The organism is Paenibacillus allorhizoplanae (assembly GCF_927798215.1).
Classification (GTDB): Bacteria; Bacillota; Bacilli; order Paenibacillales; family NBRC-103111; genus Paenibacillus_E; species Paenibacillus_E allorhizoplanae.
In genome coordinates this window covers 12,490-35,653 of sequence record NZ_CAKMMW010000007.1, presented here as the reverse complement: position 1 = coordinate 35,653, position 23,164 = coordinate 12,490, and the positions used below count along the sequence as shown (strand labels likewise).

The window sequence follows — 23,164 nt, the reverse complement described above, 5'->3', positions numbered from 1 at the left end:
ATACAATAGAGTACATGATCTGTAGGGGTGGAGATTCATATTCGTAGACGAGATCCTAAACCAATCAAAGAAGATTTGCTGCATGTCCTAAAGCTATCGTCCGAGGAAGACATTTATACAGCACAGGTTAACGGATTTTCATTAGCCGATATCGCGAAAGCTAACCAGGTGGATGTTCAGAAGGTCATTGAACTCCAGTTAGCCGAGCTAACGGAGCAGCTGCAATTGCGACTGTTTAATGGCAGCATCACACCTGAGCAATATCTAGCCCAGCGTGCTGAGTTACCGGAAATCATTAGTAAGAGTGTGTATGCGATGTAATCGCGCGCAGCACCCCAGTTGGGGTGCTTTTTTTGTCAGCGAAGGCTTGTTGCTGTCCTGCTTTTATGTCACTATGAGACTACGACCTACGCTGCTTAGAAAGGAGTTCATGTGCTGTGAATTTCCATCAAATGATCTCGCTTATTCCACTAATTGATCATATTCAGGTGGCTTCTTCCGCCTTAGCCGTTACAAGTTCACCTTGCAAATATCAACTTGTTATCGTCCGCCAAGGTCATCTCACGCTACACTTCGCTGGCCATGAACCCATCATTTGCTCGCAAGCGTACGCCTGTCATCCCGACCAAGGTGACTACACGATTCAAGTACCTAGAACGAAGATCGTCGATTACGTCATCATCACCTATACGATGCTTCCTGAGGATCACCATTGGACTTTGCAGGGGCACCTCACCACCTTAAGCGAAATCAAAATCCACTATATGCTCGATGAAATTATCCGGAGAACGCAGGACCATGATCCTTTGACTGTCTGGGAAGACACGACACATATCATGCGAATGAGAATGATGCTAGAGCGCATCCTATTTATCTATCTGCACGAATCCGATTTGACCCATGAGAAAAAGTCCGCTTCCGAATCAATCGAGGGTACGATTTCTTATATCAACGAGCATTACATGCTCGAGCTTACTTTGCCTATGCTAGCCCGTCGTGCGGGAATGAGCGTGGGTCATTTTACGGTTTTATTTAAAAAGATGACGGGAACAACGCTGATGAGCTACTTGTATGCCTTGCGTATTGAGAAAGCCAAGATCATGTTTCTGCAGACAGATCTGCTGGCCAAAGAGATTGCAAGCCGCGTTGGATTCATCGATTACTTCCATTTTAGCAAGGTATTTAAGAAAAAGACGGGCTATACGCCCTCCGAATATATGACTGGTCACACTAAAATCTAATATTGAGACATGTCTAATCTGCATATTGGACATGTTCTATCCCTCCATTATTCGGTATCATACTCATTGAGAATAATAATCATTGTCACGGAGGAATACAGAATGAAATCCCTTTTTACTCGTATTAGCCTTATTGCACTGATCAGCGTTTTTGCACTAAGCCTTGCTGCTTGTGGCAAAACGACGAATACCGAATCAGCTGCCGCTAGCCCATCTCCTGCTGCCAAAGCAGATGAAAAGATAACCGTTCAAGATGCGGTAGGCACGGTTGAATTGCCTAAGAAGCCTGAACGTATCGTGGCCATGGAATTCGGCTTCACAGACATCCTTGTCTCTCTTGGCGTACAGCCGATCGGGGTTGCGGACGATAGCTCCCCAGACCTTTTGATGGACTCCGTAAAAGCTTTGCTGAAAACTTACACATCCGTCGGTTCACGCTACGAGCCTAACATTGAACTTATTTCATCCCTTAAACCGGATTTGATTATCGTTGATATTAATAAGCATAAAGCTGCGATTCCACAGCTCAAAGGTATTGCACCTGTCCTTGTGTTGGATGACTTCCAAGCGGACTACAATCAGATGCTGAAGAACGTAGGCATTATCGCACAAGCCGTTGGTAAAGTTGAAGAAGGCAAAAAACGCCTAGCTGAGCACCAAACGAAAGTTGAAGCGATGAAAAAGAAACTTGCCGCATCGAACATTAGCGTTCTCCCTGCGGTTGTGAATCCAAAAGGCTTCTTCGCACACTCCGATCATGCGTACAGTGGGTCCTTCCTCTCTATGCTTGGCTACAATGATCCGGTTAAAAATGCGACAGCTTATCCACAGATTACCCTGGAACAATTGGTTGAGGCGAATCCGAAAGTCCTATTCGTGATGCCGACTGAGAAAGTAACCATCGTGCAAGAATGGGAAAAGAATCCGCTGTGGCAGAAAATTGATGCTGTAGCAAACAAAAAAGTATTCACTGTTGAGCGACGCGACTGGTCCTTATCCCGTGGCATGATCGGGTCGGAGAAAATCCTCGACGATATCGTGAAGAATCTGGGGCAATAGTTCGATGAACCAACCCATTAACCTTGAGAAGCAGAGCCGTAAATGGCCTCTGCTCTTCCTATTTTCTGCGAGTCTAATAGCGATACTAATTGGGATTATATCTAGCTTAAAATGGGGCCAATCCCCCGTATCATGGCATACGTTGTACGAAGCTGTGACCTTTCAAGGCAGTGATAAGGCACATCTGTATATCCAAACGCTGCGGTTACCACGCGCCATCATGGCTTGCATCGTCGGAATGCAGCTTGGGTTGGGAGGGCTGCTCACCCAGCTCACGACCAAAAACCCGCTGGCCTCCCCACATATTTTTGGCATCAATGCGGGAGGTGCTTTAGCGGTTGTAGTTGGGCTTGTGTTCCTGCCACATTTCGGCAACATGGGGTTAATTGCTTTTGCCTTTGTCGGCGCTGCGCTAGGTGCTTTATTGGTCTGGTCGCTCGCTGGAACGGGCAGCAAACAATACGTCTACATTGCGCTAGCTGGCATCACAATCCACTTCCTCCTGTCCTCATTGACGGAAGGAGTCATTATTCTTAATCAGCATGCGACAGACAGCATGATTTTCTGGCTGGTAGGCTCTCTTAGTCAAGCCGCTTGGACTGAAGTCCGCGTGATTCTTCCGTTTTTTATCGGGGGCATGCTACTGTTTGCGTTCATGCTTCCCTCGTTCAAACTGCTGCTTGTCGATGATGAGATTGCGGCGGGGCTTGGCCAACGCATTACGTTCGTGCGCGGTATCAGTGTGCTGCTCGTCATTGTACTCGCTGGCTCCGCAGTAGCCTTATGTGGTCCCATTGGCTTCGTCTGCCTGATTGTGCCGCATATTGCGCGGGCATTGGTGGGTACTAATTTGGTCGTAGTCGGACCGTTAACAGCTTTACTCGGTGGTATTCTGCTTCTGTATGCTGATTTTCTTAGCCGTTTTATTGCTTTTCCGTTCGAGTCGCCCGTTGGGATCGTCACTTCATTGATTGGCGCTCCGTTTTTCATCTACCTAGCGCTCAAGCAACGGAGGGCACGATAATGACCTTAAAATCATTGCGGATCCGCGTTATTTCGCTGATCATTGCTTTCGTCCTGATGATCGTATTAGCCATCATCTATGCGCATGTTGGGGCGGTTCGTATACCTTATCGTGACGTATGGGCAGCACTGACGGATGCGAATCATCCTTCGTATTTTATCGTGCACCAATTGCGCTTGCCCCGTATTTTGGTTGCTATATTAGCTGGCTTTGGACTGGCAGTTGGCGGTGTCATTCTCCAAAGCGTCATTCGAAACCCCTTGGCGAGCCCCGATGTTATCGGGATTACCAAAGGGGCTGGCTTTATGGCTGCTGGGGTCATTTTCTTGTTTCCTAAGCTGCCAAGCTATTACTTACCGATTGCCGCTTTCATTGGGGCACTCGCTGCCTTCCTCTTGCTGCTCTTGTTAAGTCGTCGGTTAACCCTGCGTCCCTCCCATCTTGCCCTAGTGGGCATTGCGATCGGGGCCATTTTTCAGGCTGGCATCCAGTATCTGATTGTTCGCCATCCCAGTGACATCAACGCGGCGCTGCTGTGGCTGTCCGGCAGTCTGTGGAACCGCAGCTGGAACAACGTGTACAGCCTGCTGCCGTGGATTGCCGTGCTGTTGCCCATCGTATGGGCTAACTTCGCCAAGCTGAACGTGTTTCAGCTTGGCGATGAGATGACCACCGCGCTCGGCGTACGGATTGGGCGGCAGCGCTTCTGGCTGCTGCTGCTCGCTGTTAGCTTAGCTGGCATCTCCGTGTCGGCTGTCGGGGCGATCGGCTTCATCGGCCTGATCGCGCCCCATATTGCGCGGAGCCTCGTCGGCGGCCGGCACCAGTGGTTAATCCCGCTCGCCGCCTTGATCGGCGCGGATCTCATGCTGCTCGGCGACTTAGTCGGCCGCGTCATTATTCTCCCACGGGAGGTCCCCGTGGGGATTATGACGGCGGTCATCGGGACGCCGTACTTTATTTATTTGCTGCGCTGCGAGAGGCGCCGGCGGTAGGAGCCAACTCCTTAACTAACTCCCATTGCTACCTTGGATCTATTTGCGTTTCTCAAGCTCCTATTGTTTCCAACTAGCTAATATTGAAGAGACGATCACGTGGAAGGCCTCTGTGGTTGAGGTGGACTCGGGGCATTTAGAGTGCGAGCGCCTACGTACCTGCTCTCCGCTTTAACTGTATTAACTACAGTTAATTTTCGCGAATTCGCTTGTTTCTAACGAATAACTGGAAACCATGCAGCTAATTCGTTGAGATTTCGATAAATCGTACTAAAACCCGAAAATTAGCTGTAGAAAATGCATCTAATCATCCGAACGAGTGAAACAGAGCTCAATTAGCTGGAGTAAATCCAGTTATTCGTGTTTCAACCCGCTGATTGGATGGGTAATCGGGGAGTAGGGGGAACTCAGTACCGGACATAAACTAAGTAGTCACTTCACTCCCCCGATTTCCTACCAAAAAGGAGTCCAACCCCTTACCAGGGTTGGACTCCTTCTCTGTTTACTATGCTAGATCATGCCACGCAGGCGATCCGCAATGACGCGCATCATGCTGCGCAGTACGTCGATGTTCTGGAAGCAGAAGCTCAGCACGAGATCACGGTGCAGCTGGAGCAGCACGGCGGGGTCCTTCGCTGTGCAATCTGCTGATCGAGGGCCGCTGTCGATGATAGCCATTTCGCCGAAGAATGCGCCTTCGCCCAACAGCGCGAACTCCTCGCTGCCGCGGTGGACGCGGATGCTTCCCTCGATGATGCCATACATCGTATCTCCGAAGTCACCTGCGCGGCAGATCGCTTCACCAGGCTCATAGGCAACTTCCTCGACCATTTGAGCCAACCACATGAAGTCGTTCGGGCCCAGATGGGCGAAGAGGTCGATCTTTTGCAAGACGAGGATCCGGCGTAAAATCACTTCATCCCTCGTCAAATCTGTCGCAGCCTGTGCCTCCTGCAATGTCGCTGCGGCAGCCTCCGACTGAGCAAGAACAAGCACTGACTGCGCAGCCTCTTCAATTCCATCTCGTCCTAGCTTTTGATCTTCTCCTTGATCTTCTCCTTGACCTTCCGCCAGAGCTTGCCCCTGATCGTCCGCCAACTCTTCCCCTTGCTCCACCGCAGAAGCCTGCGCTTTCTCCTGCCCACGTTCCAACTCGGAGCGCAGTCTTCGCGAAAGCAGCTTCATCATTTCAACAGCAATGCTCGTCTGATCGAACATCATATCGTAGAACACAGATGAGTCCAGTCGCCACAGCACCATGTTGTCTTCTGCTTTAATCGTTGCTGTACGCGCACTGTTCGTCAGAATTGCCATCTCACCGAAGCAATCACCGAGATTGAGCTCTCCGAGGAGCTTATTATTGCGATAAACGCTAGCTCTGCCCTCATCTACTAACATAAGGGAATCGCCTGGATCGCCCTCTTTAATGATCGTATTGCCTTGTTTGACGGCCAATTTATGCAGTCGCTTGGCGATAACAGATAAGTCTCTGCTCGTGAGTCCCTGGAATAACGAAACACGACGTAGCAACTGCACGCGATGCATGAGATCTGCAAGCTCTACGTTCACCACTGTCTCCGACTTCCGAAGTGTATGGTAATGGATTGTTTGAGTCAGCCATTCATCACCTTGCTCAGCTAGCCAGCTCAAATGCAGATTCAGCTCAACCTTGCTTGCGGTTACCTTGGACAGCTTGCGAGAGCCTGCCATGAATTTGGCCATCTCTATACGCAAAGTCCCTTGAAGCGTCTGATCAATGACCTCTTCGGCATTAGCCTGCTGACGCGAATCTCCTTCCGACCAGTCCAGATACACGGCCTGCATGGTTTGCCCATCTTTCAGAAGCGCCAACAATAAAAACACACGACGAGTAATGGCCGTACGAATTTCGCCGATCATCTTCTCTATTTCCGCATAGTCATCTACACCAACAACGCATGCACCATGCTCAGCGAACTGGGCATACAGTGTAAGCTCTTGAAAAATATACGCCTCCACCTTGCGGCTATCCAGCTGAGGCCAATGCTTACTCATGCGTAGCAATGACTCTAAGATACGGTCACGCAAGGCGTATGGCGCTTTCTCATAACAAGCAAACAACATGTCCAGCGATTGTTGTGTACCGATGCGTTCAAACACCGCAGGCAAATACAAACTAATTTCCTGTTGCTCCAAATAAGGCGCAAGCTGTGGCAGCACATCATCTTCGTCGTATGCGGCGAGCGCATCGATGGCGTAGCGCCGGGTTTTGCTATCTTTTAACATACCTATAATGGGTACTAGTAACGGAGGCACGTGAAGGATAGCAGCAGACTCCAAAGCGCGAATTCGAACCAAGGGACTGTTATCCTTTAAAAGGGAGATAAGCGGCTTGTAGAAGTTTTTCACACGGATTTGTCCGAATAACGCGGCCATCGCGATCCGTTCCTCTTCGTGTCCGCTCTCCATCATGTCTTTCAGCTTCCCAACCGCGCGGAACATGCCTTCAATGCCGTAGTATTTGACTAAGCCAGCAATCGTTGCTGCTTGAACCTCGACTGAAGAATCTTCCAAATGCACAGTAATCTCATCGACATAATTTTCTTCCGCATAAGCGGAGAGAGCGATAATCGCCTTGGCTCTGACTTGTACATGTTCAGATGCGATCAGTTCCTGCAAAACAGGCTCAAAACCTTCGGGTACCTTCATCTCCACATACGCCAAGGCCTCTAAGCGAATTTCGGGTATGGCATGACGCAGTAAACCGTTCAAATGAGGGGTTAGATCAAATGAGCTTGTCTCCTTCAAAAGACCGAACGCGTATAGCGCTTGCTGCTTGTCCGAACCATTCAATGCATCGATCAAGATTTGCCGAGTCACGGAATCCATGAGGTTAAGCTCGACCTTTTGCAGGTCGTCGCCGCCTGTTTTGAGATTGGACAAGAGTGTTGTTAAGTAGGCTTTCTTTACCTTAATGCCCGCAATAATCCCCACAACGAGCAAAACTAACACGATATAACTCAACTTCTCAGGGGCTACGAATCGTGTAACGAGGAGAAGGCAGATGGCTGCAAGGCCTTTGGCACCGTTACGGACAATCCCGTCCAAGAAGCCCTTCGCTTTATTCCGCCATTCCGGAGGAACGGGGAACATCACTAATTGGCTCACGGAGGAGTAGATCGTGTCACCAACGACTTTATCGCTTCCTTTGACAACAACCGCCATAGCAAGGACCGGCAATACCAGAATCCCGAGACTACCCGCGAAGAGAGCAATCGGGAAAATTAATAGCGCCGTCATCACACCGAATCGCGTAATCACACGGCCTGACACGAACAATTGCACACAAAGGGCAATCAACCCTGAGAAGCCGTAGAAGCTTCCCATAAATCCGGCTAATGCTTCATTTTGTAAGGTGCCACGCAGAATGACCTTGAACTGATAATCAATGAGGGTTAGCGATACGACGAGCGCGGCAGCCAAGATTGCGACATATTTGAGATGCGGCACACTAGCGAATAGGCCGCCTTTTTGCTGGACAGATGACGACTTAGACGAGGCTTTGCGTACCTGCGCTGGCTTCGAATCACCCTGATCTTTGGTCATGCCCAAGATGACAAATACCACCACAAGACCAAGTAATTGTAGTCCGGCATACACATAGATTAAATTCGCCGTTCCGACGAGTGGAACAAGAACCTTGAGGCCGAAACCGCTCAAAATCCCACCCATAATCCCCCCACTACCTACGAGCCCGATCATTTGCTTCGCTTTCCGCCCATCCATTACCGAAGTTGCGAACTGCCAGAAGCATACGATCATCAGAAAATTGAACACATCGTATCCGATATAAATGACAGGAAACACCCATCGCAGCTCGAGTCCTACACCGAATCTAGAGATCAGCACGAAAGCCGAGATCAGCGGAATCATCAGCTTGAGAAGGGTTTCTAAGCGTACCCTGGGAGAGAATCGTTGGAACACGATGCCTGCCGTAATCATGACGAGTGCCTGTGGCAAGTACATCAAGGACAAATACGAATTGTCGAATCGACTTAGGAAGAGTGTATCCGCCGCCGTTCGTCCGATTGTCGATGCCGATACCACGAAAAACAAATAGGCAAATAACAGAAATACTTTTCTGTATTCCTTCTTATCCTCTGTCATTTTATTTAGAAAGGAACGATACGTTTTACTAATACTGTTACTCACACGACACCTCATTCTAAAAATTAAACGATCATAACTCTTTCCTAAAATTGTACCAGAAGTCCTAGGAAAAAATAACTACATTTTCAACAAAATGACGTAAGAACATACAAAAAAAGACATCATCCGTAGATGTGTCTTCCTAGCAAACATTCTATTAAATTCTAAAATTGTCGCCTCTCCAGCTGCGAATTGCTTTCTTAATCGCATCCGGGGTCATCCGCTCCGCTGCTGCCTTCTTACAAAGTGCAGGAAACTCTTCATCCGATGCAAAACGCAAAGCCGTAATTTGTCCCATCGTTAATTTCTTATCTAACAGCTTCTGTGTCAGCACGAAGTGCCGAAGGTTCTCTTCTGCCCGAATCGCTCGATCCTGCGCCTTGATCGGGTAGGAACGGATAAGCACAAAGATCACAACCACAATAACAGCAATGAGGACAAAAATGACTGCTGGCAGCACCTGATCGTTGGCCCGTAAAGCGCTAATGAGCTGCATAATGGATAGAACCACTAAACCTAATGCCAACAACGAAAACACATAGTGAAACAACGGATGCATACGTCGATGATTGACATAATTCTGAACCTTCATCTACTTATTTCCCCACAATCTGAGTAATCTCACTCTCTAATAATAGATAACGGTGCACACTACGCATGATCGGCACTTTCGTCAAATTGTTTTTGTCTACATACTGCTTCATCTGATCTTTGGACAGACCTAAGATCTTACCCGCTTCCATTACCGTGAGCACCGCTTCATTGCTAGTCGCGTTGAAGGTTGTCTTCACCTTTTGATTCCAGTCTTCAAATGATTGCATGTTTTCGCACCCTTCTCAATCCGATCCTTCTATTATAGCACGAAAACACCCACTTCACCCAATTACCTTCATCTGCCATCTAGGACTCCTCTTCACTCATGAGCGCTAGCAGTGCTTTCGGCAACGCAAATTTCTGATTGCTTATCATGATTTGATTCAAGGCTTCTTCGGCGATATCCGCCTGCTCTTCCTTAATCACACTGATCTCTGCATGCAGCCGTTCCATCTGTGAATCAAGTGCCGCCGCTGAGGCTGCTGCTTGCTTTAACTCTTCTAAGAGACGAGCGGGTACAGCTTGGTTGCCTTCATTAAACTTATAAAATATTTTATGCTCCAGGCTTGCCCAACAGTCCATAGCAATCGTACGAATTTGCACTTCCATACAGACGCGCTCTTCGCGGTCCGACATATGTACAGGCACCTCAATGAGTAAATGTAAGCTTTGGTAGCCATTTGGCTTCGGATTTTTGATATAGTCTTTTTCGCTCAAAATATGAAGATCATTCTGATTTCTCAACATCTTGGAAATGACATAGATATCGGACACGAACGAGCACGTAATTCGCAGGCCGGCAATATCCTTCACACTGCCCTTAATGCCTTCGAAAGAGAGCTCTCCGCCTTTTCTCATCAGCTTTTGAAAAATGCCTTCAGGCGATTTCAACCGAGACTTCGTGTGTTCAATCGGGTTATATTCATGCAGCATCTCGAATTCTTGAACGAGGATATCAATTCTCGTCTCCATTTCATCCAGCGCAAACTTATAGGTCATCATAAAGCGCGTAATTTCGTGCTTAAACTTTTTCAAATCATTCATCGAAAACTGATTCGTAATCATATTCATACAGAATTCCATCCTTTGGTCATGGTTATTTTCCCATTCCTTGCTAGTTTAAATCATGGAGATCGCTCTACGCAAATGCAGCGATGAGAAAAGACACCGCTAGGGTGTCTTTCGTGTCCGTTGTATGAATTAGTGCATTTTATAGGTATTAATCACGTCTTGTAGATCTTGGGCAATGCTTGCGAGCATCTGGGAAGATGACGTAACCTCCTGTGAGGAAGCCATCTGCTCTTCCGTCGCCCCAGCTACACTCTGCGACAACTCCGAGGTGATCTTCGCTACGTGCTCCATGTTGGTGACCGTTGCAGCGACTTGCTGCGAGCTTGCCGCCATTTGCTGGGCAGCCGCTGCTGTTTCCTGAATCTTGGAAGCCACTTCGTCTGCGGAGCGAACAATGGCTTGGAAGCTCAGTTCCGTGCGATCGACGGATTGAAGTCCTTTCTGCACCTCAACCAGTCCAGCATCCATCGCTTTAACTGCTTCTTGTGTATCCTTTTGAATGTTGGTAACCACACCTCTGATCGCACCAACCGACTCCCCTGTTTGCGTAGCTAGCTTGCGAACCTCTTCAGCAACAACCGCGAAGCCTTTACCAGCTTCACCAGCACGAGCCGCTTCAATGGCTGCATTCAAGGCAAGGAGGTTCGTCTGGGTCGCAATTTCGCCGATCATTTGCGATACTTTACCGATGTTCTGAGAGTGCTCGGCCAACTGGAGAATCGTCTGGTTCGCCTGTATAACCGCACTGCTTAAAGCGTTCATACTCATCGTTACATGTTGAACATCCGCTTGACCGTTACGCGCTTGCTCAGATGCGTGAACCGACAGATCGGAAACGTCTGACGTCGTTTCCGCGATGCGCTGTACGCCAATCGTGATTTCGTCCATTGCACGGGCACATTCCAGCGCGTTGATGCGCTGTGTTTCTGCTTCTGTGGCAATGGTCTGAATATCCACAGCGACATGCTGGGAGGCTTCGCTGTTCTGCTCCGAACTCGCATACAACTGCTCGGAAGAGGAGGCCACGGCACTGGACGATTCCTGCATACGAACCATGACTTCGCGCATTTGACGTATCATCCCATTTACCGCCTGAACGAGGATGCCAATTTCGTCTTTATTACTAAAATGCAGCTCCGAAGCCGTCAGATCCCCTTCTGCCATTCGATCCAGCACATGAGATGCGGCAATAACCGGTCTTGTAATGTTACGGACAATCACCCATGTAATCGCAACGGATAACAATACGGCGACGATCAATAGACTAATACCGCTTATGATGCTGCTGCGATACGCCGCTGCATTCTTTTCCACACTTTCATCTGCGCCTTGTTGGTTGAAGGCAACCATTTTGCGACTTATCGTTTGTACAAAATTATAGCTTTGTGTTAGCTCGTCATAGAGCCTAATTAGTTCGATCTCGTCTGTTGCCTTACTGTACTTGAGGTAATTGCTTTTTAGATTGCCCCATTGTTCTAGAATCATGTTGTAATTTTTCTCATCTTCTTCATCAGCTAGCGAGTTGCCGTAGCTGTTTATCGCCTTGTCACCTTTAATAATCGTCGCTTGAATGTCACGCGTTAACTCTAGCTTCACTGAGGCATCCTTCTGATTATTAACACCTACTAAATCCTTCGCAAAATGCTCCGTCAAATAACTGAATTCCTGAATTAGCTGAGTTCCGACCATCCAATTCTGAGCAATCTCCGTCATATCCTGCTTCATATTTTTCATCCTTACCATATCGGTAAGACCCAAAATACCCATAAACAGTAGAACAACTGCAAAGGAACCAATAAGTTTTTGCTTCAAATTCATTTTTACCTGTGTACGTCTCATCCACTCTTCTAATCTAGCTGTCGCTTGCATCTAAATCCTCCGATATTTCAATTTTATGAGCATTCTCTCTCTATATCCCAAGCCTATCTTATCGGAAAGATGTAAGGAGAATTCAATAGAAACTATTAACTCAGTATGAGTTTAGCTAACATTTTTCCATTTTTAGTCACAGAACGGTCATAGAAGTGGGGGGGCAGAGAGTAGGGCAAGCGGGATGCGGGGCTGGAGCGGAACGCGAGGAACGTGCCGAGGGCGAAGGCGGGGTGCGCGTGGGTTCGGTCGGAGGAACATGTGGAAAGACCGGGGGTAACCGCGGGCGACCCGGACGATTAACTGTAAAAACTACAGTTAATTTCATAGAAACTAGCCGATTTGAGAGAATAACTGGATTTCCTCCAGTTAATTACTGCCCTTGCTCGGCGATCCGCCTATATCAGTGAAATTAACTACATGTTTTCCAGCTAAATCAGAAAATCAGTGTTTTGGCGGGAAATTAAATGGATATTTTCCATCTAATCCTTCAAGGGGCTCATAAGAGCGCAGATTTGTACTTTTTATAGAAGCATATGGTGGATAAAGTCGTAAGTGGTATCAGCGTAAGATAGTTTGTTCGTGGCGGTATGCAGATGATGGTAGAGATCCGCAACTATAAACCATTCAAGTTGTCCACATAGACCCCTTCTTTTTCCCAAGGGTTGTACATAGAAATGGAGAGAGACACCCTCGAAAGGATGTGCGTCCCACTATGGAGATGCAGCACTTGCTATCTAATCAAATGGAGCTATTTCTGCAATATGGACTAGCTATTTTCTGGACGATCACCTATATCCTCATCATTATCCAAGGGTTCAAGGATCGTGCCTGCGGCATGCCGCTGCCAGCTATTTGCGCTAACATTACGTGGGAGTTTCTCTTCGCCTTCGTAATGCCTTTCCACCCGCTGCAGATGATTGTTTCGCTCGTCTGGCTTCTTCTGGACTGTGTCATCTTGTTCCAAGCTGTCTACTTTGCCAAACCCAAATATCCACCACGTTTACTCTTGCCTGCTATCTTTTCCTTACTTGTCATAGCCTTGCTGCTCCATGTCGGCATGATCGTTGAATTTCATGATCAAGAGGGAAAATATACTGCCTTTGGCATCAATTTGATGATGTCGATCCTGTTTATCCAGCTGCCTTTTAAACAAGGACTCAAAGGCCAGACAATCTACATCGCCTATTACAAAATGATCGGCACCTTGTGCGCATCCGTGCTCTGCTACTCGTTGTACCCGGATTCATTCTTACTATTGCTATTGTGTCTACTGACCACGATAGCGGACATTGTATACATCGTGTTGATTCATAGAGCTTTGCACATGACGAAAGGATCGAATGCCCAGCTGGTACCTACCCTCCGCGCCTAGCAAAAAAGACACCTCGACAAGGTGTCTTTTTCTCTTCCTTATTCTTTTCCTACCCCAAAATCGGCAGATTCACATGGCTCGGATACGACTCCGAGTGATAAATCTTCTGCGTCACCACAACCGGCTGCGGATCCTCATACGGATTCAAGCCGGTATTCGTGTTCGGGAACGCGATCATTTTACTAGACGAAGTCACCGTAAAGCGTAAGCGATGCCCGACCGGGAAGGTATGTGCGATATTTTGCATGAAAATCGCATACTTCTCGATCTGCCCCGACGTAAGCAGCTCCGGTGCGTCCAGGCCGTTACGGTACTTCGCACGCACGATGTAGTTGGACAGCTTGATGGAGTTCCCCTTCGGGTCCACATCGCTCAAGGTCACAACCCAATCCGTGTCCACACCGCTGCTCGACGCGTATAGCACGCAAGACAGCTCGCCCGCTACGGTCACGGCCTCCGCCAACACCTCGCTCGTGTACACGAGGATGTCACTGCGCAGCTCATGCTTTCGCATGTTCTCCGGCTCACGCTCACCGCTATCCGCCACGGGCTCCTCTGGATTGTACACGAACGTGTCCGACTCAGCCTGCTGCGCCTGCGCACCCAGCGTCAGCACGCCATCACCAAGGCTCGAGTTGGCTCGTCCGCCGCTGCCCAGATACCACTTCGTCGCCGTCGCCTCGTTCGGCGTCCAATCATCGGAGGTCCGCCACTCGTTGGTGCCGACCACATAATAACTAGCGCGCGGCTCCTCCTCGATGCCATTGGCAATGCCCTTCAAAAACCGATCAAACCAGCGCAGCACGTTCACATCGTAGTTGTACACAACAGCATCATTGCTGAAGCTGGTGTCCAACAGGTCACGGGCACGATTCGGGCCGTGCTCCCAGGGTCCGAGCCAGATTTTGCGGTTCGGCACATCGTGCTTGGTGAGCATCCGCCATGTCTCCGACACGCCCGCACTATCGCCATCGTACCAACCCGAGATGACGAACATCGGGGCCTTCACGTGCTCTCCGCGCTCGCTATATGTACAATTGCGCCAGAAATCATCATAGTCCGGATGCTCGCTCCAAATATCCCACGGACCTGAAGCCTTACCGATCATCTGCTGCGGAATCTCGCGAATCGGCCTCGCATCAACAGCCTTCTCAGGGCTGACCGTCCGCCCCCCGAAAATATCAAAATCCGTCCGCGTCCCCACCGACTGCGCCAACGTCCAGCACAGCAAAGGCCACGAACACACGGTCCCGCCCTTGCGCACCGTATCGACGAACGGCGAACCGACGTTCACTTCGTTCACGACGGCCTTCAAGTTCGGATGCCCGCTCGTCGCAGCAGCGGTGACCACATACCCCAAATACGAAGCGCCCCACATGCCCACGTTGCCGTCGGACCAGTCCTGCGCCACGATCCAATCGATCGTATCCGCGCTATCGTCGCGCTCATAGAAGAACGGCACGAGTTCGCCTTCGGAATCGGAGCGCCCGCGAACGTCCTGATTGACGACGGCGTAGCCTTTGTTCGCCCATCTTTTAAAAAACGTCTTCCGCATATTGCGGTCATAACACGTGCGGATCAGAATCGTCGGCAGCTTGGTTCCTGGTACCACGCCCTCCGGCAGATACACATCCGTTGCCAAACGCACGCCATCGCGCATTGGGACCAGATCAGTTCCAAGGTCATCCACGCCAAACTTCGGTTTGGACAGCAGCGGATCTTCATACTCCACAAGTGGTGTCACAGCTTCATAACCATCGACGACCAGCACTTCCATGCCATAACGGTTTGGTGCCACAAAAGCAGCAACACAGCCGTCCACAGTCACGATATCAAGCGCGGTATCCTTACGCAAAGCCCAGACCTGCGCAACGACCTCTCTGCCTGCTACTTCACCCTTATACTGGATATGCTTCTGATACAGCTCACCATTCCCCAGCGTAACAGAATCACCCTGCCACTCCGCACCCGCATAATGGGACTGATTCACACTAATTTTGTGCAAAGGAAGGATGTAGCCCGCTGTCTCCGCAAGCACATTTTCCTGCATCTGCGTTTGCCGACGCGGATCCACTTTGGCATGCATAATGGCACTCTCCGTAAACCGAATCGTCCCCTCATATACGCCTGCCGCGTACAGCTTATAGTTGCTCGTCCATCGCTCTCTCGTCATCTCCGCCATCCCCTATCCGCACACCGCTTCAAACACGCGCAGCCAATTTCCGCCCATCATTTTCCGAACATCCTCATCCGAGTAACCTCTGGCCACCAAGCCACGGGTAAAATTAATAAAATAGCTATATGTCTCAAGCCCCTTCACCGTTTCCGTCGAAGGCCCATCCCCTTTGGCGAACCCAATGCGAGGCGCGATATGCTCTTTAAAATACACCAACGACCACGCCACATCGCTCATCGGCCAGTCTGTACCGATCCCGACATGGTCCACACCGACCAGTCGGACGAGATAATCCATATGATCGAGCACATGCTCAATCGTCGTATCATTCGGATCCCCGTGGACAAACCACGGCATCGCGAACACGCCAATGACGCCGCCCGTTGCGGCAATGGCCTGGAATTCTTCATCGCTTTTGCAGCGCTTATGCGGGTAGATGTTCTCCACCCCTGTGTGCGAAGCAATCACTGGCGCTGTTGAAAGTCGGCACGCGTCTAGTGTCGTTTGTTTGCCGCAATGACTCGTGTCAACGATGATGCCTAGCTCATTCATTTTGCTAATAAAACGCATACCGAACTTGCTCACGCCGCCGTTCGCCTCTTCCATACATCCTGACGCAATATAATTCTGATTGTTATAGGTAAGCTGCAGCACTCTCAGCCCAAAATTGTACATCGCCTCGAGCAGTTCCAGATTTTTGCCTAAGCCGTCTGTTTCCTGAGCGGTTACGATCCCTGCTTTCAGGTTGTTCCGCTTCGCTGCGCGAATCTGCTCCGCCGTCACAGCTTTTACAAGCCAGTCGTTCGCATCAAATTGTCGCTGAATGTCGCCCATACTGATCAGGATCTTGTCCACACTAGATACATCTAGCTGACGATTCCCTGCCGTGATACCCGAACGGTACCACTCTTCCTTAAACTCGGAGATCTCTCCGCGAGCCGCCATGTCGTGAATGATTTTGCTCGGCATCGCGCTGTATGTCCATGAATCCTCTTTATACGGCTCACACACCTCCCGAATACTCTCGGAAATAGCTTCTGGAATTGCCTTCGGTGACAGCGGTCCCTGGAACAAAAGATCGATAATAATCGAGCTCTCATGCAGCTCCCGTGCGCGTTCCTCTTGCTCTGGTGTAAGATTGAATGGATATAGTCCTTCTGTCGAATTCATCGATGCTCACTCCTAGAAGTCAATGTGGGTTCCTTTGTTCGTGCGAATCGCTTCTTTGTAGATGTAGTGCGCTGCTGCGAGGTCCTCGCAGGCAAGTCCTAATGATTTGAACAGCGTGATGGACGTGGCAGAGCGTCTTCCTTCTTTCGCACCCACCAACAGCTCACCCATTTCAGCTAAAATGTGGCCCTCTCCAATGGCTCCCTCCTGCAGAGGAATCAGGTAGTCGCCCGCTTCGTTCACAGCAGACTCTGTCCGGTCCACGAAGAGCTCCGCCTGGCGTACCAGCTCGGTATCCAGCTCGCGGTCTTTGGCTCGGCAGGCGCCGATGGCATTCACATGCGCGCCTTCCTTGATCCACGCGCCCTGCACGATCGGCGTCGTAGACGCCGTCACCGTGCAGACGATATCCGCATCCGCCACGGCCTCCTGTGCGGAGGATGCACACGAGACGAGGACAGCCGGGTAGCGGCTTACCGTCTCGGCTCTTAATCGCTCGGCATGGGCCGCGTTCGGCCCCCATACCTGGATCTTCGTGATCGGACGCACGAGCAGCATCGCCTCGATGTGCGTGCGGGCTTGCTCGCCCGTGCCGATCACGGCAAGGGTCGCGGCCTCGGGCTTAGCCAGCAACTTCGTTGCTGCTGCGCTGACCGCTGCAGTTCGGATGGCGGTGATTCGGGTGCCATCCACAATCGCCTCCAATTGACCGTTGGTCGAATTGAACAGTGAGACAAAGCCTTGATGCGAAGATAAGCCCTTTCCATGATTCCCCGGAAAAACGGTAATCACTTTGGCGCCAACCTTCTCATTTCTTTTTAAATATGTCGGCATCAACCCCATCACATTGCCGCCTTCCAGCGGGACAACAGATCGTAACGATTGCACGGCTTGTCCTTTCACCAAATCGGAGAGGACCGTTTCCATGATTTCAATACAGGCTGGCATCGCAAGCAGCTCTTGCACTTCGGTTGAATTGATCACTAGTATGGGACATCACCTGCTTATATGTAGTTCTTAACATTATAGCAAAGTCCGAGCTTCGAAGGCGACCGTTCCCCGCCAATTGGATCTAGGAACGTCTCAAACTAACGTAAGCCTATCTGGCTAACCTTCCACTCTTGTTGTAAATCTTACAACATTATTACTTCTAATAGGCACATGACTAGCTCACTATTGTATTTAGTGCAACATTCTGAGCTGTTTAGGTCGGTTTTTCGGTTCTTAGCCACTTTTTGCTGTATAAAATACAACTTCACCGCGATTTCCGATCGAAATCATCCTTCTTGTTGTAAGAAATACAACATCGGGACGGGGAGCAGCACAAGCGAGATTGAGATACAAAAAAGAGCACCCTAGGGGTGCTCCTAAACGCTTGTATTTTTAGCTAGCACTAACCCTCCTGTATTTGAGAAAGCTACCGATACGCCACACGCAAATGTACAAATACGCCATAACCATCGTTAACACAGCAAATTCTGATGGATCCAAGCCTTTGAAATACTGGGATAATATCAATCGGACCGCGATAACGGCAATGATCACATATTTGAAATTAGGGTTAGGCTTCGAATAGACCAAACCATCCTCCCGCTTCTCATACCCTGTGTGGTACAGCATAATACTGCCAAGCGCTACGCCGAGCACGCCTGCACACAGCAACTCCCAAATAGCTGGAGTATGAAAAGGATGATCCGGTATATGTGTCAGTGAGTTAATACTAAGCCCAAACACAATGAGCAGCAAGAAAACGGGAATCAGCATGCCTCTTCCTTTATTCCGAATTGGCTTTGCTCTCCCTCGCGTTCTTAACCAAATAACTAAAATAATAACGACAGCACCGATTCCATAACCGATGAGTGTTTCAGCGTTCATAATTGTAGTGCTCCTTTCGATGACAAGTTCTACAGAAATTATAAGGGCTCTCCTCCGAATTTACCTCCGTCTAGAGACCGACACAACGAAATTAGATGAAAAAAGGGAAAATAAAGGGAAAAGCACCCCGCAGGGTGCCTGATTGAGTAGCTGTATGTAGCTTTTCCAGATTACGATTGAAACATTTGCTTCACTAACTCTTTGTTCCGCTTCTTAAAGGCTTGATTATGCGAAGAGACCATCCCGAACTTCTCTGCTGTAGGCTGAATGTACTGTTTCGCTTTATTCACCGCATTCGCCGCGTCTTGGAAGGCTCCCGCGATCAAATGCACTTTGCCTGGATGATTAAGAATGTCCCCAGCTGCATATAGTCCAGGCACAGAGGATTCACTGTTCGCATTACCCGCGATATAGTAATTCTCCGCTCTTGCGATCTCGATTTCACTATTCTCTAGCAAGGTCGTATCACGATCATAGCCATGGTTGATAATCACTTCATCCACCAACACCGATGAAACTTCTCCCGTTTCATGATTCGTCAGCTCAACGCGTTCAATAGATGCGTCCTCACCAGCAGCAAATAACTTCGAAATTGAGGTATTTAAGTGGCAGATCACGGAGCTGTTCTGTAACTGCTTCACTTGGGCCTCGTGTCCGGTTAGCTGCTCTTTGCGATAGCTGAGAATGACCTGCTTGGCGACAGGCTCCAATTCATTCGCCCAATCGACAGCCGAGTTGCCGCCACCTGAAATAACAACAGTCTTGTTCTTGAAGCGCCCTAGCGACTTCACCGTGTAGTTTAAATTTGAAACTTCGTAGCGCTCTGCGCCTTCGATCTCCAGCTTTTTCGGGTTAAGGATTCCTGAACCGACAGCGACGATCACGGTTTTGGAGTAGTGCAATTGACCTGATGTGGTGCGCAGGACGAAGATATCCTCTTCATTTTTAGCTATAGCTTCCACTTTCTCATTCAGTACAACCTCCGGGCTGAACGTAAGCCCTTGCTCAACAAGCTGATTGATCAGCTTCGCTCCTGGAGTCGGCGTAACACCGCCTACGTCCCAAATCATTTTTTCGGGGTACACATGTATTTTGCCGCCGAGATGCGGTTGAAATTCAATGATTTTGGTCTTCATTTCACGAAGTCCACTATAGAAAGCCGAGTACAGACCCGCTGGTCCCCCGCCAATAACCGTTACATCAAACAATTCGTTCTCTTCCATGCTCATTTCACTCCTTCAGTCACCAATTGCGATTGAGAATCATTATTAATGAATGATACTGCGTTTTGGTGATTTTATCAACTGAAAAAATGCTGAACGCATTACGATGCCATGGACGACTGGGGAATCTGGGCTATTGGCTCCGTTTCTACAGAGTAGTCGGTTTGATAGACTAACTCTGAGACTTTAGCTCCGTTTCACCGGAATTAGTCGGTTTGGCCTACACAGAAATCCGCACGCGAAACGTGCTGCCTACCCCCTGCTGACTCTCCACCTGGATCGTCCCATGTGCGGCATCCACAAGGTTCTTCGCGATGGCAAGTCCAAGACCATGACCGCCATCCTGCCGAGTTCGAGCCTTATCCTGCCGGTAAAACCGGTCAAAAACACGCGGCAGGGCCTCCGGTGCGATCCCCATCCCATTATCCCTCACGTCGAGCGTGAGAAAGCGTGCTCCTTTTTCCACCTTATCCGCAAGAATGACGTGCACGTCTCCACCATCCAGCGTATATTTAATCGCGTTATCGATGAGAATCACCAACAATTGCGTCAATTTGCCCCGATCCCACTCCACGGTCAGCTCGTCAGGCGCTTGCAGCTTTAGTGCCATGCCTTTGGCCTGCGCTGCGGGCAGCAGCTTCGCTATTACGCTTTCGGCTGCGGCTTTCACTTGAAAGCTGGAACGCTCCAGCACGAACTCGTCAGCATCCGACCGTGCCAGCTGCAACAGCTCGCTGGTCAGCCTCGTGATGGCGTTGACCTCGTCTTTCATACCCTTCAGCACGTTATTGGTGAAGGGATTACTTTCATCCGCATCAAGTTGCAGCGCCTCGATGGAAGTGAGCACAACGCTGAGCGGGGTACGCAGCTCATGCGAAGCATCGGCAACGAACTCGCGTTGCCGCTCATACGCTTTGGCAATCGGAATGATCGCTCTACGCGCCATACGATGACTGAACCACAGCGCGAGTACAAAGAAGAGCAGCGCCATTCCTACCATCAGGAAGAGCAATAAGCGAAAAAGCTGATGCTGAAAGGTGACTTCCTTCCCTACATATAAGGTACCGATCAACTGTCCGTTCTTCTTCAGTTCCCGATTAGTCACGAGAAACCGGGCATCCTCCCCGTTTTGCGGTCGTCCTTGGACATCCACTGAGGGCTGATCGAACGTCTGCAAGGTCGTTTGCTGGGTCCGCGCTCCCTTGAACTGCCCCTTCGCGATTAATGCCATCATCTGCTCTCGTAATTCCGGCTGCGTCTCATCACCTAATTGCACATTCCCTATATCGGAAATGAGGTAATAAAACGATTGATCCGCACTGATCGAGAAGGCATCCTCTACAGAGCGCGGTGGCTGGCGCTTCGGATTGGTGTCCCCATCGACCCATTTCTGCAAAACCTGCAGCTCACTATTCGTTAACTCGGTCAGACGGGACCGTTGGTCGCTCCAAATCAACATGTACAGCAAGGTATACACAATGACAACGAATAGCCCAAGAAAGATCATTAGCACGCCGCTGTATTGCAGCGTAAGTTTATGGCGCGTCTGGTCAAATAAATTCCCTTCAGACAGGCGCTTATTCAGCCAGCTCTTGTTACGCTTCAATTTTATACCCTACACCTCTCACGCTCTGAATGAGCTCCCGTGCATCGGAAGACTCCAGCTTCTTACGAATTAATTTGATGATTGCATCGATCGATTTTAAATTCACATCGGCATCTAAGCCCCATACTTTATCTAAAATAACCTCACGCGTAAGCGTCCGCCCCTTATTCTGCAGCAGCAGGTCCAAAATCTGAAACTCACGCGGAGACAACTGAATGTCTTGACCGCTCTGCCGAACCATCTGATTCGTCCGCTGCAATTCCAGCTCTCCCATTCGCACAATGTCGTCCTGCAAAGGAGCAAAGCTTCTGCGCATCAGCGCCCGCAAGCGGGCCAACAGCTCGTCCATTTCAAAAGGCTTCACGAGATAATCATCCGCCCCCGCATCCAGTCCTTCGACTCGATCTCGCAGCCCGTCTTTGGCCGTGAGCATTAGAATAGCTCCTCGATATCCCGCCTGGCGCAGCCTAGCACAGGTGTCACGCCCATCTCCCTCAGGCATCATCCAATCGAGAATGACCACGTCATAGCTAGAGGCTGCGGCATAGTCGAAAGCATCGTTCCCCGTTTGCACCCAATCGACGCTGCAGCCGGTCTTTTTTTTCAACATATACGTCGTTAGCTCGCCTAATTTCACATCATCTTCTGCTAATAAAAGCTTCATCTATCCGCCACCATCTCTCGTTCGCTCTACTACAATTAAGTATAATCTATCGCCTTCGGGCTTTCACCGTAATTTCACCAAGTGGGGTTAACATAGGTCTCATGGAACAACAAATCTACGAAAACGAAGGGAAGATCCCCATGAACCTCCAAACTAAAATCATCCTCGCAAGCGCATTATCTGTTGTACTAGCAGGCAGTGGAATTATTGTTTTAAGCGCAGGCAGCCAAGTATTCGCTGCAACAGACACATCGCCAACGGCAACATCTGCCCCACAGGATAAGCCAGCAAAGCCGAAGCCAAGACAAGGAGAAGCCGGCAAGCCAGGTGGCCCTCGCGTTAATGGTCAGAATCCGCCTCCTCCTAACCACGATGGTGTGGATTGCTCGGGGCAAGGTCAAGGAGATGGCCTTCCGTCAAGCTCACCTGCCAGCTCACCTCCTTCCATCAGTGAACCCGCCAGCGGAATTCCGAATCCTTCTACCTATTCCGTCGTAATTTCAGGTGGACTCACAACTGATCCTCAGGACAAAGGACGGCCCGTTGTGCTGATTGCCGCCGCTCTTGGTGTACCTACTGAGGTGTTTCGAGAAGCTTTTAGCGGAGTGACGCCATCTGGGTTAGACAGCCAACCGAGTCATGAGCTCGCACAACGAAACAAAGCCGCTTTAATGAAGGTACTTGGGCCTTACGGCATCACTAACGAACGTCTGGATGAAGTATCTAATTTCTACCGCTACAACGGGAATCGAACGGCAACTTGGCAAAAGACCTCCGCTATCGCAACAGCCATCGTCACTGATGGTGTGGTAACTGGCATTACAATCAAAAATCCGGGTGCTGGCTATTCCTCCACGCCAACAGTTACCATTACAGGGCCAACTGGCACCATAACGGCCAAAGCCATGGTGGCGTTTACGCAAGATTTTAAAACAAACGGCAGTATCACCTCGATTACCCTCGATTAACATGAGAAGGAGCTTGTCACAGTTCATCTGTGGCAAGCTCCTTTTCCCGTTAATATTTGGTGCAAC

General features: G+C 49.5%; 19 protein-coding genes. 7 read left to right on the top strand and 12 right to left on the bottom strand.

From position 1 onward, the window contains the following. Positions 1–27: 27 nt before the first annotated feature. The 5 genes from L6I86_RS13740 to L6I86_RS13720 all read left to right on the top strand — a co-directional run bounded on the left by L6I86_RS13740 (position 28) and on the right by L6I86_RS13720 (position 4,319). Positions 28–321, top strand: a complete 294-nt coding sequence (locus tag L6I86_RS13740) for a hypothetical protein (RefSeq protein ID WP_056611039.1) — start codon at positions 28–30, stop codon at positions 319–321. Positions 322–437: 116 nt separating this feature from the next. Continuing rightward, positions 438–1,241 carry an AraC family transcriptional regulator gene (locus tag L6I86_RS13735; RefSeq protein ID WP_236287878.1) on the top strand — a complete coding sequence of 268 codons (804 nt, stop codon included), beginning with the start codon at positions 438–440 and terminating at the stop codon, positions 1,239–1,241. Positions 1,242–1,343: 102 nt separating this feature from the next. Beyond that, on the top strand, positions 1,344–2,300 hold the full coding sequence (locus tag L6I86_RS13730; protein WP_236287876.1) for an ABC transporter substrate-binding protein: 957 nt from the start codon (positions 1,344–1,346) through the stop codon (positions 2,298–2,300). A 4-nt stretch (positions 2,301–2,304) separates the two neighbouring features. Then, positions 2,305–3,324, top strand: coding sequence for a FecCD family ABC transporter permease (locus tag L6I86_RS13725; protein WP_236287874.1), 1,020 nt, complete (start codon positions 2,305–2,307; stop codon positions 3,322–3,324). A 56-nt stretch (positions 3,325–3,380) separates the two neighbouring features. After that, positions 3,381–4,319: a FecCD family ABC transporter permease gene (locus tag L6I86_RS13720; RefSeq protein ID WP_420851891.1), complete on the top strand. Its 939-nt coding sequence runs from the start codon at positions 3,381–3,383 to the stop codon at positions 4,317–4,319. 510 nt (positions 4,320–4,829) lie between these two features. Here the strand turns inward: L6I86_RS13720 and L6I86_RS13715 are convergent. The 5 genes from L6I86_RS13715 to L6I86_RS13695 all read right to left on the bottom strand — a co-directional run bounded on the left by L6I86_RS13715 (position 4,830) and on the right by L6I86_RS13695 (position 12,041). Beyond that, on the bottom strand, positions 4,830–8,510 hold the full coding sequence (locus L6I86_RS13715) for an Npt1/Npt2 family nucleotide transporter (RefSeq protein ID WP_236287871.1): 3,681 nt from the start codon (positions 8,508–8,510) through the stop codon (positions 4,830–4,832). A 154-nt stretch (positions 8,511–8,664) separates the two neighbouring features. After that, positions 8,665–9,099 (bottom strand): DUF6526 family protein, encoded by a 435-nt coding sequence (locus L6I86_RS13710; protein ID WP_236287869.1) that lies wholly within the window; start codon positions 9,097–9,099, stop codon positions 8,665–8,667. Positions 9,100–9,103: 4 nt separating this feature from the next. Continuing rightward, entirely contained in the window at positions 9,104–9,328 is a 225-nt protein-coding gene (locus L6I86_RS13705; protein WP_056611059.1) for a hypothetical protein, read from the bottom strand. 79 nt (positions 9,329–9,407) lie between these two features. Beyond that, positions 9,408–10,166, bottom strand: coding sequence for a GTP pyrophosphokinase (locus tag L6I86_RS13700; RefSeq protein WP_056611354.1), 759 nt, complete (start codon positions 10,164–10,166; stop codon positions 9,408–9,410). A 135-nt stretch (positions 10,167–10,301) separates the two neighbouring features. Continuing rightward, positions 10,302–12,041, bottom strand: a complete 1,740-nt coding sequence (locus L6I86_RS13695) for a methyl-accepting chemotaxis protein (RefSeq protein ID WP_236287867.1) — start codon at positions 12,039–12,041, stop codon at positions 10,302–10,304. A 715-nt stretch (positions 12,042–12,756) separates the two neighbouring features. Here L6I86_RS13695 and L6I86_RS13690 point away from each other — a divergent pair. Continuing rightward, a complete protein-coding gene (locus tag L6I86_RS13690; RefSeq protein ID WP_236287865.1) occupies positions 12,757–13,416 on the top strand; it encodes a transmembrane-type terpene cyclase in 660 nt (219 codons plus the stop codon). Positions 13,417–13,465: 49 nt separating this feature from the next. Here the strand turns inward: L6I86_RS13690 and L6I86_RS13685 are convergent, their stop codons facing one another. The 7 genes from L6I86_RS13685 to L6I86_RS13655 all read right to left on the bottom strand — a co-directional run bounded on the left by L6I86_RS13685 (position 13,466) and on the right by L6I86_RS13655 (position 22,130). Further along, positions 13,466–15,502, bottom strand: coding sequence for a CocE/NonD family hydrolase (locus L6I86_RS13685; protein ID WP_236287863.1), 2,037 nt, complete (start codon positions 15,500–15,502; stop codon positions 13,466–13,468). A 99-nt stretch (positions 15,503–15,601) separates the two neighbouring features. Beyond that, the gene (locus tag L6I86_RS13680) at positions 15,602–16,762 is read right to left on the bottom strand and encodes a dipeptidase (protein ID WP_236287860.1); all 1,161 of its coding nucleotides are present in this window, start codon (positions 16,760–16,762) and stop codon (positions 15,602–15,604) included. A 12-nt stretch (positions 16,763–16,774) separates the two neighbouring features. Beyond that, positions 16,775–17,746: an ornithine cyclodeaminase family protein gene (locus L6I86_RS13675; RefSeq protein WP_236287858.1), complete on the bottom strand. Its 972-nt coding sequence runs from the start codon at positions 17,744–17,746 to the stop codon at positions 16,775–16,777. A 399-nt stretch (positions 17,747–18,145) separates the two neighbouring features. Next, positions 18,146–18,637, bottom strand: coding sequence for a CcdC protein domain-containing protein (locus L6I86_RS13670; RefSeq protein WP_236287856.1), 492 nt, complete (start codon positions 18,635–18,637; stop codon positions 18,146–18,148). A gap of 170 nt (positions 18,638–18,807) precedes the next feature. Then, entirely contained in the window at positions 18,808–19,860 is a 1,053-nt protein-coding gene (locus L6I86_RS13665) for an NAD(P)/FAD-dependent oxidoreductase (RefSeq protein ID WP_236287854.1), read from the bottom strand. A 220-nt stretch (positions 19,861–20,080) separates the two neighbouring features. After that, positions 20,081–21,466: a sensor histidine kinase gene (locus tag L6I86_RS13660; protein ID WP_236287852.1), complete on the bottom strand. Its 1,386-nt coding sequence runs from the start codon at positions 21,464–21,466 to the stop codon at positions 20,081–20,083. Continuing rightward, positions 21,456–22,130 (bottom strand): response regulator transcription factor, encoded by a 675-nt coding sequence (locus L6I86_RS13655; RefSeq protein ID WP_236287850.1) that lies wholly within the window; start codon positions 22,128–22,130, stop codon positions 21,456–21,458. Before L6I86_RS13655 ends, L6I86_RS13660 begins: the two co-directional genes overlap by 11 nt. A gap of 140 nt (positions 22,131–22,270) precedes the next feature. On the opposite strand from L6I86_RS13655, the gene L6I86_RS13650 reads away from it, so the two are divergent. Then, a complete protein-coding gene (locus L6I86_RS13650) occupies positions 22,271–23,098 on the top strand; it encodes a hypothetical protein (protein ID WP_236287849.1) in 828 nt (275 codons plus the stop codon). The last annotated feature ends 66 nt before the right edge of the window (positions 23,099–23,164 follow it).

Coding starts and splice junctions, on each gene's coding strand:
- L6I86_RS13680 (WP_236287860.1), bottom strand. CDS start 16,762: ATGAATTCGACAGAAGGACTATATCCATTCAATCTTACACCAGAGCAA.
- L6I86_RS13655 (WP_236287850.1), bottom strand. CDS start 22,130: ATGAAGCTTTTATTAGCAGAAGATGATGTGAAATTAGGCGAGCTAACG.
- L6I86_RS13685 (WP_236287863.1), bottom strand. CDS start 15,502: ATGCATGCCAAAGTGGATCCGCGTCGGCAAACGCAGATGCAGGAAAAT.
- L6I86_RS13690 (WP_236287865.1), top strand. CDS start 12,757: ATGGAGATGCAGCACTTGCTATCTAATCAAATGGAGCTATTTCTGCAA.
- L6I86_RS13665 (WP_236287854.1), bottom strand. CDS start 19,860: ATGGAAGAGAACGAATTGTTTGATGTAACGGTTATTGGCGGGGGACCA.
- L6I86_RS13695 (WP_236287867.1), bottom strand. CDS start 12,041: ATGCAAGCGACAGCTAGATTAGAAGAGTGGATGAGACGTACACAGGTA.
- L6I86_RS13720 (WP_420851891.1), top strand. CDS start 3,381: ATGATCGTATTAGCCATCATCTATGCGCATGTTGGGGCGGTTCGTATA.
- L6I86_RS13725 (WP_236287874.1), top strand. CDS start 2,305: ATGAACCAACCCATTAACCTTGAGAAGCAGAGCCGTAAATGGCCTCTG.
- L6I86_RS13670 (WP_236287856.1), bottom strand. CDS start 18,637: ATGAACGCTGAAACACTCATCGGTTATGGAATCGGTGCTGTCGTTATT.
- L6I86_RS13650 (WP_236287849.1), top strand. CDS start 22,271: ATGAACCTCCAAACTAAAATCATCCTCGCAAGCGCATTATCTGTTGTA.
- L6I86_RS13705 (WP_056611059.1), bottom strand. CDS start 9,328: ATGCAATCATTTGAAGACTGGAATCAAAAGGTGAAGACAACCTTCAAC.
- L6I86_RS13730 (WP_236287876.1), top strand. CDS start 1,344: ATGAAATCCCTTTTTACTCGTATTAGCCTTATTGCACTGATCAGCGTT.
- L6I86_RS13700 (WP_056611354.1), bottom strand. CDS start 10,166: ATGATTACGAATCAGTTTTCGATGAATGATTTGAAAAAGTTTAAGCAC.
- L6I86_RS13710 (WP_236287869.1), bottom strand. CDS start 9,099: ATGAAGGTTCAGAATTATGTCAATCATCGACGTATGCATCCGTTGTTT.